General features: G+C 67.0%; 11 protein-coding genes. 10 read left to right on the top strand and 1 reads right to left on the bottom strand.

What is annotated here, in order from left to right; genetic code table 11:
* Positions 1-14: 14 nt before the first annotated feature.
* From mgtE to EV640_RS04965, 9 genes are all read left to right on the top strand, one after another.
* Positions 15-1,349: a magnesium transporter gene (gene mgtE, locus EV640_RS04925; RefSeq protein WP_133725965.1), complete on the top strand. Its 1,335-nt coding sequence runs from the start codon at positions 15-17 to the stop codon at positions 1,347-1,349.
* A 75-nt stretch (positions 1,350-1,424) separates the two neighbouring features.
* On the top strand, positions 1,425-3,650 hold the full coding sequence (locus tag EV640_RS04930; RefSeq protein WP_133725966.1) for an NADP-dependent isocitrate dehydrogenase: 2,226 nt from the start codon (positions 1,425-1,427) through the stop codon (positions 3,648-3,650).
* 1 nt (position 3,651) lies between these two features.
* A complete protein-coding gene (locus tag EV640_RS04935) occupies positions 3,652-4,566 on the top strand; it encodes an NAD(P)-dependent oxidoreductase (protein WP_133725967.1) in 915 nt (304 codons plus the stop codon).
* 70 nt (positions 4,567-4,636) lie between these two features.
* A complete protein-coding gene (locus EV640_RS04940; protein ID WP_036476726.1) occupies positions 4,637-5,170 on the top strand; it encodes a gamma carbonic anhydrase family protein in 534 nt (177 codons plus the stop codon).
* 112 nt (positions 5,171-5,282) lie between these two features.
* Complete coding sequence (locus tag EV640_RS04945; RefSeq protein ID WP_133725968.1) at positions 5,283-6,248, top strand: TIGR03885 family FMN-dependent LLM class oxidoreductase; 966 nt, start codon at positions 5,283-5,285, stop codon at positions 6,246-6,248.
* A complete protein-coding gene (locus EV640_RS04950) occupies positions 6,248-7,939 on the top strand; it encodes an alpha-amylase family protein (RefSeq protein WP_133725969.1) in 1,692 nt (563 codons plus the stop codon). Before EV640_RS04945 ends, EV640_RS04950 begins: the two co-directional genes overlap by 1 nt.
* 109 nt (positions 7,940-8,048) lie before the next feature.
* Positions 8,049-8,894, top strand: a complete 846-nt coding sequence (locus EV640_RS04955; protein ID WP_133725970.1) for a hypothetical protein — start codon at positions 8,049-8,051, stop codon at positions 8,892-8,894.
* Positions 8,895-8,987: 93 nt separating this feature from the next.
* Complete coding sequence (locus EV640_RS04960) at positions 8,988-9,920, top strand: hypothetical protein (protein WP_133725971.1); 933 nt, start codon at positions 8,988-8,990, stop codon at positions 9,918-9,920.
* Between the two features lie 271 nt (positions 9,921-10,191).
* Entirely contained in the window at positions 10,192-10,395 is a 204-nt protein-coding gene (locus EV640_RS04965) for a hypothetical protein (RefSeq protein WP_133725972.1), read from the top strand.
* Positions 10,396-10,551: 156 nt separating this feature from the next.
* Here the strand turns inward: EV640_RS04965 and EV640_RS04970 are convergent, their stop codons facing one another.
* Positions 10,552-11,016: a Fur family transcriptional regulator gene (locus EV640_RS04970; protein ID WP_133725973.1), complete on the bottom strand. Its 465-nt coding sequence runs from the start codon at positions 11,014-11,016 to the stop codon at positions 10,552-10,554.
* Positions 11,017-11,201: 185 nt separating this feature from the next.
* On the opposite strand from EV640_RS04970, the gene glyA reads away from it, so the two are divergent.
* Positions 11,202-12,479, top strand: a complete 1,278-nt coding sequence (gene glyA, locus EV640_RS04975) for a serine hydroxymethyltransferase (protein ID WP_133725974.1) — start codon at positions 11,202-11,204, stop codon at positions 12,477-12,479.

Below are 12,479 nucleotides of genomic sequence, written 5' to 3' on the forward strand. Positions count from 1 at the left end.
AAAGGGTGGAACCTGTGAACGAACTGCTAGACGAGCTGGAAGACATGATCCGCGACGAGCGCCTCACGGAGCTGCGCCGCGCACTGGACGAGCTCAACGTCGGTGACGTCGTGGACTTCCTGGAACGCCTGGGCGTGAAGGACCGTGCGGTGGTCTTCCGGCTGCTCTCCAAGGGTGTCGCGGTGGAGGCGTTCGACCTGCTGGACCAGTCGCTGCAGGGTGAGATCATCGAAGGCCTCAAGGACGCCGAGGTCGCGCACTACTTCGAGTCGCTGGACCCCGACGACCGGGTCCGGCTGATGGATGAGATGCCGGCCTCGGTGGCCCGGAGGATGATGCGTCACCTGGATCCCCGGGAGCGCAGCCTGACCAGCATCGTGCTCGGCTACCCCAGCGGTACGATCGGTCGCCAGATGAGCCCGGAGTTCGTCGCGATCCCGGAGCACTGGACCGTCGCGGAGGCGATGGAGAAGGTCAGCAAGGCCGGGGAGGACGCCGAGACGCTCTATACCCTGCCCGTGGTGGACGCGGGACGGCTGCTCAAGGGCGTGGTCTCGCTGCGCGACCTGGTCAGCAGCAGCGGGGAGGTGCTCGTCGTGGACCTGATGCGCGAGGCGGATTCGGTGGACGCCGATCACGACGCCGAGGACGCGGCCCGCATGTGCGCGGACCGCAAGCACCTGGCCGTGCCGGTCACCGACTCCGAGCACCGGGTGGTCGGCATCTTCACGGTCGACGACGCGCTGGACATCCTGGAGCGCGCCGAATCGGAGGACGCCGCCCGCCACGGTGGCTCCGAGCCGCTGAACCGGCCCTACCTCTCGACTCCGGTGCTGCAGATCATGCGCTCGCGCGTGGTGTGGCTGCTGGTGCTGGCCCTGGGGGCCGCGCTGACCGTGCAGGTGCTCGACGTCTTCGAGGAGACCATCGAGGCGATGGTGGTGCTCAGCCTGTTCGTTCCGCTGCTGATCGGCACCGGAGGCAACACCGGAAACCAGGCCGCGACCACGGTCGTGCGCGCGCTGGCGCTGGGCGACGTGGGCACCCGCGACGTGTTCAAGGTGCTCTGGCGCGAGGTCCGCGTCGGCATGACGCTCGGCGCCACCCTCGGCGTGCTGGGCTTCCTGGTCGCCGGCCTGTTCTACGGCTGGGACATCGGCATGGTGATCGGACTGACCCTGCTCTCGATCTGCACCCTCGCCGCATCGGTGGGCGGACTGATGCCGCTGCTGGGCAAGAAGCTCGGCGCAGACCCGGCGGTCTTCGCCAACCCGTTCATCTCCACCTTCGTGGACGCCACCGGGCTCATCGTGTACTTCATGATCGCCCGCGCCGTGCTGGGAATCTGAGTGCCCAGGCCGGCAGGGCCATCTGGGGTAGATTTGTGACCAGGGAAACACATAAAACCGAACTTGAGGAGATCCATGCCGCAGGCAAAGATCATCTATACCAACACCGACGAAGCGCCGATGCTGGCCACCTTCTCCCTGAAGCCCATCGTGGAGGGTTTCGCCGCCCCCGCCGGGGTTGAGGTCGAGACCCGCGACATCTCCCTCGCCGGGCGCATCATCTCAGCCTTCCCGGAGTACCTGCGCGAGGACCAGCGTGAGAGCGACGCCCTGGCTGAGCTCGGCGCCCTGGCGAAGACGCCCGAAGCCAATATCGTGAAGCTGCCGAACATCTCCGCCTCCGGTCCGCAGCTGAAGGCCGCCATCGCCGAGCTGCAGTCCGCCGGCTACGCCCTGCCCGACTACCCCGAGTCCCCCTCCACCGAGGAGGAGCGCGAGGTGCGCGCCCGCTACGGCAAGGTCCAGGGCTCCGCCGTGAACCCGGTGCTGCGCGAGGGCAACTCGGACCGCCGCGCCCCTGCCTCGGTGAAGAACTACGTGCGCGCCAACCCGCACTCCATGGGTGACTGGAGTGCCGAGTCCAAGACCAACGTGGCCACCATGGACTCCGGCGACTTCGCTGCGAACGAGCAGTCGGTGGTGCTGGACTCCGAAGACACGCTGACCATCACCCACGTCTCCACCGAGGGCACCTCCACGGTGCTCAAGGAGTCCCTCCCGGTCAAGGTCGGAGAGGTCGTCGACGCCACCGTGATGCGCGCCGCCGAGCTCGACGCGTTCCTCGCAGCCCAGGTGACCCGTGCCAAGCAGGAGAACGTGCTCTTCTCGGCCCACCTCAAGGCCACCATGATGAAGGTCTCGGACCCGATCATCTTCGGACATATCGTGCGCGCCTTCTTCCCGAGCCTCTTCGAGAAGCACGGCACGACCCTCGCCGAGGCAGGGCTCTCCGCCAACGACGGACTGGCCTCCATCCTGGCCGGCGCCGAGAAGCTCGGCGAGGCCGGTGATGCCATCAAGGCCGAGATCACCCAGGGCCTGGCCGATGGTCCGCGGATGTCGATGGTCGATGACTCCAAGGGCATCACCAACCTGCACGTGCCCTCCGACGTGATCGTGGACGCCTCGATGCCCGCGATGATCCGCAACGGCGGCAAGGCCTGGGGCCCCACCGGAGAGACCGACGACACCCTCGCGGTCATCCCCGACTCCTCCTACGCCGGGGTCTACCAGGCGGTCATCGAGGACTGCCGCGCCCACGGCGCCTATGACCCCACCACCATCGGCACCGTGCCCAACATCGGGCTGATGGCGCAGAAGGCCGAGGAGTACGGCTCCCACGACAAGACCTTCGAGATCGAGACCGCCGGCACCGTGCAGGTCACCAACGCCGCCGGCGACGTGCTCCTGGAGCATGAGGTCTCCGCCTGGGACATCTGGCGCGCCTGCCAGACCAAGGACGCCCCCATCCAGGACTGGGTGAAGCTGGCCGTGACCCGCGCCCGCGAGTTCGGCACCCCCGCGGTGTTCTGGCTCGATGAGAAGCGCTCCCACGACCGCACCATGATCGAGAAGGTCGATCACGCCCTGGCCGCGCTGGACACCGACGGGCTCGAGATCAAGATCCTCGACCCGGTGGCAGCCACGAAGTACACCGTGGAGCGTCTGCGCCGCGGCGAGGACACCATCTCGGTCACCGGCAACGTGCTGCGCGACTACCTCACCGACCTGTTCCCGATCCTGGAGCTGGGCACCTCCGCGAAGATGCTCTCCATCGTGCCGCTGATGGCCGGCGGCGGACTCTTCGAGACCGGAGCCGGAGGCTCCGCACCCAAGCACGTCCAGCAGCTGGCTGAGCAGAACTACCTGCGCTGGGACTCCCTCGGTGAGTTCTTCGCCCTGGTGCCCTCGCTGGAGAAGTACGCCGAGCAGGCAGAGGCACCCAAGGCCAAGGTGCTGGCCTCCGCACTGGACCGCGCCACGGCCACCTTCCTGATGGAGAACCGCTCCCCGGGACGCAAGATCGGCACCATCGACAACCGGGGCTCGCACTTCTACCTGGCGATGTACTGGGCCCAGGAGCTGGCTGCGCAGACCGAGGACGCCGAGCTGGCGCAGCGCTTCAGCTCGGTGGCCGAAGCCCTGACCTCGAACGAGGACCAGATCCTGAGCGAGCTCAACGGGGTCCAGGGTGAACCGGTGGATCTGGGCGGCTATTACCGTCCCGATGAGGCCAAGGCTTTCGCCGCGATGCGCCCCTCGGCGACCCTGAACGCCATCATCGACGGCCTCAAGGCCTGAGATGACCCGGCTCCACGTCAGGCCCGAGGCCGATGCCGCGCTGCGCGAGGGACTGCGAGAGCAGGGCGCCGAGCTGGTCGGGGAGGATGAACAGCCCGAGGGCATCATCGTCACCGGCATGTTCAAGACGCTGAACCTGGCCGAGGTGCTCGAGGCCAATCCGCAGGTGCGCTGGGTGCAGCTGCCCAGCGCCGGCATCGAGCTCTACGCGGAGGTCCTCGCTCGGTTCCCGGAACTGACCTGGACCTCCGCGAAGGGCTCCTATGCCAAACCGGTGGGGGAGCACGCGCTGGCGCTGACCCTTGCGGCGCTGCGCGGGCTCAAGGCCCGGGCCCTGGCGAACAGCTGGGGCACCGAGGGCGGGATCTCGCTGAACGGGCTGCGCTGCGTCGTCGTCGGCGGCGGCGGGGTCGCCTCCGAGATCGTCCGGCTCTATAAGGCCTTCGACACCCACGTCACCGTGGTCCGGCGCACCGCCGAACCGGTGGAGCACGCCGATGTCACCGTGGCCTTCGAGGGTCTCGATGAGGCGTTGAAGGACGCCGAGGTGGTGGCGCTCGCCGCTGCGGCCACCCCGACCACCCGGCACCTGCTCAACGCCGATCGGCTGGCGCTGCTGGCCGAGGGTGCGGTGGTCGCCAACGTGGGCCGCGGCAGCCTGCTGGACCAGTCGGCGCTCGTCGAGGCGCTGAGCACCGGCACGCTGCGCGGCGCCGGTCTGGACGTCACCGAACCGGAGCCGCTTCCCGAGACCGATCCGCTCTGGTCCCTGGAGAACTGCCTGATCACCCCGCACACGGCGGACACCACCGAGATGGTGGTGCCGCTGCTGCGCGAGCGGATCCTGGCGAACCACCGACGCTTCAGCGCCGGGGAGTCGATGCTGGGCCTGGTGGACCCCGCGCAGGGATACTGACCTCACCTGCACCGGCTGCCCGACTGCAGTTGACCACCCACCGCACCTATCGGAACCCAGGAGTCACCTCATGGTCTATGTGCTCACCGTCCGCGGACACACGCCCCAGATCGGTGAGGGCGTGTTCCTGGCCCCAACCGCAGCGATCACCGGGGAGGTCACCATGGCCCGAGACTCCTCCGCCTTCTATGGCGTATCGGTTCGTGGTGACTCGGCCCCGATCACCGTGGGGGAGGGCACCAACCTGCAGGACAATGCGGTGCTCCACGCCGACCCCGGTCACCCGTGCACGCTGGGTGCCGGGATCTCGGTGGGTCACTCGGCCGTGGTGCACGGCTGCACCGTGGGCGACGGCTCTCTGGTCGGGATGAGCGCGACCATCATGAACGGCGCGGTGATCGGCGAGCAGAGCCTCATCGCCGCCGGGGCCGTGGTCCTGGAGGGTATGCAGGTTCCGCCGCGATCGCTGGTGGCCGGGGTGCCCGCGAAGGTCCGGCGCGAGCTGACCGAGGAGGAGATCACCGGGCTGCGCAGCAACGCCGAGGTCTACCTGGGGCATAAGGACGCGCACCGAGCAGCCCAGGAGACCGACGCCGCGTCCTAGCAGCGCCGAAGGTCAGCACCGCCCCGAGGTGACACGCCGCCCGTGTCCAGGTGAGCACCAGGGCACTCTCAGTAGCCTTTATTCAAGGACACGAGACGAGAGGCAGTCACACATGACCATCTATGGGTTCCATGCATCACAGGAACAGATCGCCCCCTCCCAGCTGCTGCGCGATGTCCAGCACGCCGAGACGGTCGGCTTCCAGGCGGCGATGAGCTCGGACCACTTCATGCCCTGGTCGCACCGGCAGGGCCATTCGGGGTTCACCCTCTCCTGGCTCGGCGCCGCTCTCGCCACCACGACCTTCCCCGTCGGCTCGGTGATCGCTCCCGGCCAGCGCTACCACCCCGCCATAGTGGCCCAGGCCACCGCCACGCTCGGGGAGATGTTCCCCGGCCGGTACTGGGCCGCTCTGGGTGCGGGTCAGGCGATGAACGAACATGTCACCGGAGAGCTCTGGATGGACAAGGAGACCCGACGACGCCGGCTTCTCGAATGCGCCGACATCATCTCCCGGCTGCATCGTGGGGAACGCATCATCAGCCACCGCGGATTCGTCAGCGTGGACGACGCCTACCTCTATGACCGTCCCGAGCAGCCGATACCGCTCTACGCGACCTGCATCACGCCCGAGGCTGCGCGTCTCGCGGCCACCTGGGCGCAGGGGATGATCACCCTGAACCAGCCTGAGGATGCGCAGAACGAGGTGCTCACCGCCTATCGCGAGGCGGGTGGTGAAGGACCCGCGCTGCTCCAGGTCCACCTCAGCTGGGCCCAGACCCGGGAGGAGGCGGAGGTCATCGCCCACGACCAATGGCGGACCAATGTCTTCGGCGCACCGCTGGACCAGGATCTTCCCACCCCGGAGCACTTCGACTCCGCCGCCGCAGAGGTCAGCCTTCAGACCGTGGCGAAGGCCGTCTGGATCTCCGCGGAGCCCGGCCAGCTCACCGAATGGCTGGGCGCCGCCGCCGAGCCCGGATTCGATCAGATCTACCTGCACCACGTGGGTCAGGAACAGCGGCCCTGGCTCGACCTCGCCGGTGAGGCGATCCTTCCCGACCTGAAAGGTGCCTGATGCGCATCGCCGACACCGCAGACCTCTGGTACAAGAACGCCGTCATCTATTGCGTGGACCTGGAGACCTACCTGGACTCCAACGGCGACGGGATCGGTGACCTGCCGGGCCTGACCCAGCGCATCGACTACCTGGCCGACATCGGCGTCAGCTGCCTGTGGCTGATGCCCTTCTACCCCTCGCCCCGCCGGGACAACGGCTACGACATCTCTGACATGTTCGGCGTCGATCCGCGCTACGGAGATCACGGGGACTTCGTCGAGCTGGTCCGGGTGGCCCACGACCGCGGGATCCGGGTCATCGTGGACCTCGTGATCAACCACACCTCGGATCAGCATCCCTGGTTCCGCAAGGCTCGCGCGTCCAAGGACAGCCCCTACCGGGACTTCTATGTCTGGCGCAGCGACACCCCGCCGGACACCTCCGAGGAGGCGATGTTCCCCGGCGCGGAGAACGGGATCTGGACCTATGAGGAGAAGACCGAGGAGTGGTATCTGCATCACTTCCTGCACACCCAGCCGGACCTGAACACCGGCAACCCGCAGGTCCGCGACGCGATCGCGAAGACCATGGGCTTCTGGCTCCAGCTCGGCGTGGACGGATTCCGGGTGGACGCGGTTCCCTTCGCGATCAACCAGACCACGCTCAGCGGCACCGCGCAGGACGACTTCATGGAGCCCCATGACTACCTGCGCACACTGCGGGCCTTCCTGCAGCGCCGCTCCAGCGGCACCAGCTCAGCCATGGTGCTGGGAGAGGTGAACCTGCCGCATCAGGAGCAGCTGGCGTTCTTCGGCGGCGCGGACGGCGACCAGCTGACCATGCAGTTCGACTTCACGGTGAACCAGAAGACCTTCCTCTCCTTCGCCCGTGAGGACGCCCGGCCCCTCGCCGAAGCCCTCGCCGGACGCCCGAAGAACCTCTCCACCGAGACCCAGTACGCGAACTTCCTGCGCAACCACGACGAGCTCACCCTGGATCTGCTCTCCGCCCAGGAGCGCGAGGAGGTGCTCGACACCTTCGCCCCGGATGAGGACATGCGCTTCGCCGGACGCGGGCTGCGCCGCCGCCTGCCCGCGATGTTCGACGGTGACCCACGCCGGATCAAGATGGCCTACTCGCTGCTGTTCTCGCTGCCCGGCACCCCGGTGCTCTTCTATGGCGAGGAGATCGGCATGGGGGAGAACCTCGAGGTCCCAGGACGCGAGGCCGTCCGCACGCCCATGCAGTGGAGCCAGGACAAGAACGGCGGATTCTCCTCCGCCCGCCCCTCGAAGCTCGCCCGCAAGGTCGTGGAGGGACCGTTCGGCCCGGAGCACGTCAACGCGGCGCAGGCGCGCCGGGACGATGATTCGCTGCTGCACCACGTCAGCCGCCTCGCCCGGCGTTATCGTGACTGCCCTGAGCTGGGCTGGGGGGCGCTGGAGATCCTGGACCAGCCGCATCACGAGGTGCTGGCCCATCGAATGTCCAGCAGCGGACAATCCATGATCCTGGTGCACAACCTCTCACCGAAGTCCCTGGTGGTGCCGCTGACGCTGGAGGACGAGGATCGCGAGACGGAGCTGATCGACCTGCTGCAGGACGGAGTCTGCGCGATCGACGCGGAGCATCGCACAGAAGTGATGCTGGAGGGCTATGGCTACCGGTGGCTGCGCGTGAAGCGCCCGGGTGACCCTCGCCTGCTCTGACCAGAAGGGTGCCGGTGGTGCGCGAGGCGCTACGCTGAGGAGTCCCACCGGCACCGTGGTCCCCGCGGTGCTCCTGACCTGCACTCTGCACGTCCTTCGAGGAGGCCCTATGAAGCGTCCGGCTCTGGTCGGCAGCGGTCTTGCCGCCGTCGTCCTGCTCACCGGCTGTGGCGGAAACCCCTTCCAGGGCGACGCCCAGGACGCGGAGCCGCAGGTCCCGAGCTTCGGGCAGATCCAGGACCGGATGTGGGAGGCGATGCTGACTGCAGACACCGTGAGCATCGAAGGTGAGATCGAAGCCGCTGAGGCCGACGTCGATCAGATGTTCGAAGACATCGACGAGGAGGACACCGGGGACCTGCTGATCACCGGCGCCGTCGACGGCAGCGCCTCCGAGATGACCTTCACCGCCGGGGATGTCAGCTTCACCCAGCGCGCGATAGAGGGTGTGGAGTACTTCCGCGGCGAGGATTTCGCCGCACTGCTGATGAGCGAGATGGATCAGGAGATCACCGACCTCATCGAGGAGGACTTCATCACCTCGGTGGTCGTCGAGCAGTGGGTCCAGTTCAGCACCGACGGCGCCGGCGCGGTCTTCTCCGCCCAGGACTTCATCAGCACCTGGCAGCGCGAGCTCGACGGCGAGGAGCTCGCCGCCCTGGAGGGTGCGGCGGAGACCCGCGACGGCGCGGAGGTCTACGTCTACGCCACCCAGGACGGATCCACCGAGCTCGTGGTCGCCGCAGCCGGGGCGCCCTACCTGCTCCAGATGCGCGATGAGGACTCCCGCTACGACTTCAGCGACTGGAACCAGACCCAGCGCCCCGAGGCTCCGGAGAACGTCATGACCCTGGATGAGATCTTCGAGGCCATCGCCGCCGAGCACGGCTGGTCCACCGGAGACGAGGACCAGGCGCCGGATGATGGGGCGGGAGAGCCCGAGGACGAGGCCTGAGCAGCACCAAGACCAGCACAACGGGGGGTTGTGGGAGACGGGACGTCTGAAGCTGAGTTCAGGGTCTCTGGAACACATCTGAAGGGAAACACCATGAACAACGGAACGAAGAGATCTCCGAAGGCGGTCACCCGGGCGTTGCGCACGACGGCGGTGCTGAGCATCGCGGCACTGACCCTCGCGAGCTGCGGTGACGCGGACGAGGACCCGCGGGTGGATGAGAACCCCCAGGAGGAGATCGACCCCTCAGGCGCAGAGGACCAGGGCGTGACATCGGATGAGATCGCCGAGAGCGAGGAGGACCAGCAGGCCGCGGACCTCGCAGAGATCGAAGAAGACGTCTGGGAGTCTTCCCTCGACCGGGAGAGCGTCACCATCACCATGATGGCCGGGCTTGAGCGCGGCCAGGCGCTCTTCGGATACGCACCCGAGTTCTTCGAAGGCGAGGGCGAGAGCTTCGAGCTCTCGGTCACCGGGGAACTCGAAGGGGACTCTGCCACCGAGGTGGACTACAGCCCCGATTTCCAGGTGCTGACCTTCGGCGAGGACACCTACCAGTCGGTGGAGGCCTTCGCCTTCGACTACCAGGCACAGATCCCGCCCGAGGTGGAGCCAGAGGTCGACGCCGAGGAGCTGAGCGCAGCGCTGAGCTCAGAGGGCGAGTGGGTCGATGTCAGCAACGCGGAACCTTCGGTGCCGCGCACGCCTGCGGCCGTGCTGGAGATGCTGCGCGGCGAGGTCACAGAGACCCTGGACGTGGACTCGTTGGCCGAGCTTGAACTGGATTCCGCACTGGACACCCGAGACGGGCAGAACGTCTGGGTCTATTCCAACGAGGAGGTCGAGCTCGCGGTGCTCGCCGATGAGAGCTCCCCGCAGCTGATGGGTCTGCGCCTGCCCGGAGAGGATGCAGACCTCGAGGTCACGGTCACAGGATGGGACGAGGCAGACACCCCGGAGGAGCCCGAGGACGAGACGATCATCGAGGACGAGCAGCTCCAGAGGATCCTCAACGAGCTGATCTGATGTCTCTGTCGATGCCGATCCAGGACCACAAACCCCGGGTTTCTCCCAGCTGGCATCCAGGAAATGGGTCTCAGTGCAACGCCGGCTCCATATCTGGTTGGAGCTCTCCCTGAATCGGCTGAGAACGGCCGAATGAGCTTTCGCTCGTGCTCTTCCTCTGTGCAGAATGAACACAGGTCGTCAAGGTGATCTCACACGGTCGCTCAATGATGACAGACCGCGGAAAGACCGCGCAGCATCTCATGATGCAAATGACGGAGGTAAACGAATTATGGCTACCACCGAAACAAGCAAGCTTCGCACTCTGGCCGGCGTCGTCGGCATCGGCTCACTGGCACTCTTCGGTGCCACCGCCTGCGACGATGGCGGGACCGAGACCGAGGATCCGGCAGTCGAGGATCCAGCGACTGAAGAAGAGCCCATGGAAGAAGAGCCCATGGAAGAAGAGCCCACGGAGGACGACGAAGACATGTGATCAGTGTCTTTCTCTCAAAGATCCCCTGCGGGGAGCTCCGGCTCCCCGTGGGGGATCTTTGTGTCTGCAGGCTTGCACTGCCAGTGGCCCATGGCCGGACTGCCCGCGAGGTTCGCGGGCTGAGTCACCGTCACAGGCACAGGCAGAGGAAGGCGGTCAGGCTTCGGCGGAGCCGGAACCGACCAGCTCCTCGGAGCCTTGCTCGGTGTCCGTACAGGTGCGGCAGATGCCGCGGAAGACGACGTCGGCGATCTGGATCTGCATCTGCAGACTGGGCGGCGCCTGCAGGCAGGGTGCCTCTCCGTGGACGCATTCCACATCTTCGATCCGACCGCAGCGGGTGCAGATCGCGTGATGATGGTTGTCATGGGTGCGGGTCTCATAGCAGGCGGGCGAACCTGGAGGGTCGAACCTGCGCAGCAGCTCGCGTGCGGTGAGATCATGCAGCACCGTATAGACCGACTGCACCGTGATCTCCGGCAGCTGCGCGCGGACCGCGGCGTGAACCGCCTCGGCTGGTCTGTGTGGCGCGGCGGAGACCGCCTCCAGCACCGCCAGGCGCTGGCGCGTCATGCGGAGTCCACGTTCGCGCAGCCGGGCAGGCCAGTCGGAGGAGGTCATCCCTCCAGTGTGCCGTACATATGAGTCATTCACAATAAAATTTGGCGCGTGTCACAGCCCGGCGTGACCGGCCCAGGTCCGCCCCGTGGTGCGCGAAGCCTCTGCCACGCGGCGCGGGAAGCCAGAGCTGAGCGATAGACTGGCTCACGCTGCCCCGTATTCATCCGCAAGGAGAGCTTCAGAGCATGAGCACATCGGATATCAACAACGCCCCACTGGCCGAGGTCGATCCAGAGATCGCTCAGGCGATCTCGGATGAGCTCGGACGCCAGCGCGACACCCTCGAGATGATCGCCAGCGAGAACTTCGTTCCGCGCGCCGTCCTCGAGGCCCAGGGATCGGTGCTGACCAACAAGTATGCCGAGGGATACCCGGGGCGGCGCTATTACGGCGGCTGTGAATTCGTCGACGTCGCGGAGAACCTCGCCATCGAGCGCGCCAAGGCGCTCTTCGGCGCCGATCACGCCAATGTCCAGCCCCATGCCGGTGCCCAGGCCAACGTCGCGGTGATGACCGCCTTCCTGAAGCCCGGGGACAAGCTGATGGGGCTCTCGCTGGCCCACGGCGGGCACCTCACCCATGGCATGAAGCTGAACTTCTCCGGCAAGTTCTATGAGATCGCCGCCTATGAGGTCGACCTCGAGACCGGCATCATCGACATGGACAAGGTCCGCGAGCAGGCCATCGCCGAGCAGCCCGACATGATCGTCGCCGGCTGGTCCGCCTACCCTCGCCAGCTCGACTTCGCCCGGTTCCGCGAGATCGCCGACGAGGTCGGCGCGATCCTCTGGGTGGACATGGCGCACTTCGCCGGTCTGGTGGCCGCCGGACTGCACCCGAACCCGGTGCCCTACGCCGACGTCGTGACCACCACGGTGCACAAGACCCTCGCCGGACCGCGCTCGGGCATCATCCTGACCAAGGAAGAGCACAAGAAGAAGATCAACTCTGCGGTCTTCCCCGGCCAGCAGGGCGGCCCGCTGATGCACGCCATCGCGGCCAAGGCCATCGCGTTCAAGATCGCCGGCTCCGAGGAGTTCGCCGAACGCCAGAAGCGCACCATCGAGGGCGCCCAGATCCTGGCCAAGCGGCTGATCGCGCCAGATGTGACCGAACACGGCGTCTCGGTGCTCACCGGCGGCACCGATGTGCACCTGGTCCTGGTGGACCTGCGCGGCTCCGAGCTCGACGGCAAGCAGGCCGAGGACCGGCTCCACGAGGTCGGCATCACGGTCAACCGCAACGCCGTGCCCAACGACCCGCGTCCGCCGATGACCACCTCCGGACTGCGCATCGGCACCCCCGCCCTGGCCACCCGCGGATTCGCCGCCAAGGAGTTCAGCGAGGTCGCCGACATCATCGCCGAGGCGCTGAAGCCCGACTCAGACCTGCACGGGCTGAAGTCCCGGGTCGCCGCGCTGACCAAGGACTTTCCGCTGTATGAAGGCCTCGAGGACTGGTGA

This window comes from Nesterenkonia aurantiaca (genome assembly GCF_004364585.1).
GTDB lineage: Bacteria > Actinomycetota > Actinomycetes > Actinomycetales > Micrococcaceae > Nesterenkonia > Nesterenkonia aurantiaca.

What these genes read in the sequence shown, in the direction of transcription:
- EV640_RS04930 (WP_133725966.1), top strand. Translation starts at nt 1,425, where the DNA reads ATGCCGCAGGCAAAGATCATCTATACCAACACCGACGAAGCGCCGATG.
- EV640_RS04935 (WP_133725967.1), top strand. Translation starts at nt 3,652, where the DNA reads ATGACCCGGCTCCACGTCAGGCCCGAGGCCGATGCCGCGCTGCGCGAG.
- EV640_RS04940 (WP_036476726.1), top strand. Translation starts at nt 4,637, where the DNA reads ATGGTCTATGTGCTCACCGTCCGCGGACACACGCCCCAGATCGGTGAG.
- EV640_RS04945 (WP_133725968.1), top strand. Translation starts at nt 5,283, where the DNA reads ATGACCATCTATGGGTTCCATGCATCACAGGAACAGATCGCCCCCTCC.
- EV640_RS04950 (WP_133725969.1), top strand. Translation starts at nt 6,248, where the DNA reads ATGCGCATCGCCGACACCGCAGACCTCTGGTACAAGAACGCCGTCATC.
- EV640_RS04955 (WP_133725970.1), top strand. Translation starts at nt 8,049, where the DNA reads ATGAAGCGTCCGGCTCTGGTCGGCAGCGGTCTTGCCGCCGTCGTCCTG.
- EV640_RS04960 (WP_133725971.1), top strand. Translation starts at nt 8,988, where the DNA reads ATGAACAACGGAACGAAGAGATCTCCGAAGGCGGTCACCCGGGCGTTG.
- EV640_RS04965 (WP_133725972.1), top strand. Translation starts at nt 10,192, where the DNA reads ATGGCTACCACCGAAACAAGCAAGCTTCGCACTCTGGCCGGCGTCGTC.
- EV640_RS04970 (WP_133725973.1), bottom strand. Translation starts at nt 11,016, where the DNA reads ATGACCTCCTCCGACTGGCCTGCCCGGCTGCGCGAACGTGGACTCCGC.
- glyA (WP_133725974.1), top strand. Translation starts at nt 11,202, where the DNA reads ATGAGCACATCGGATATCAACAACGCCCCACTGGCCGAGGTCGATCCA.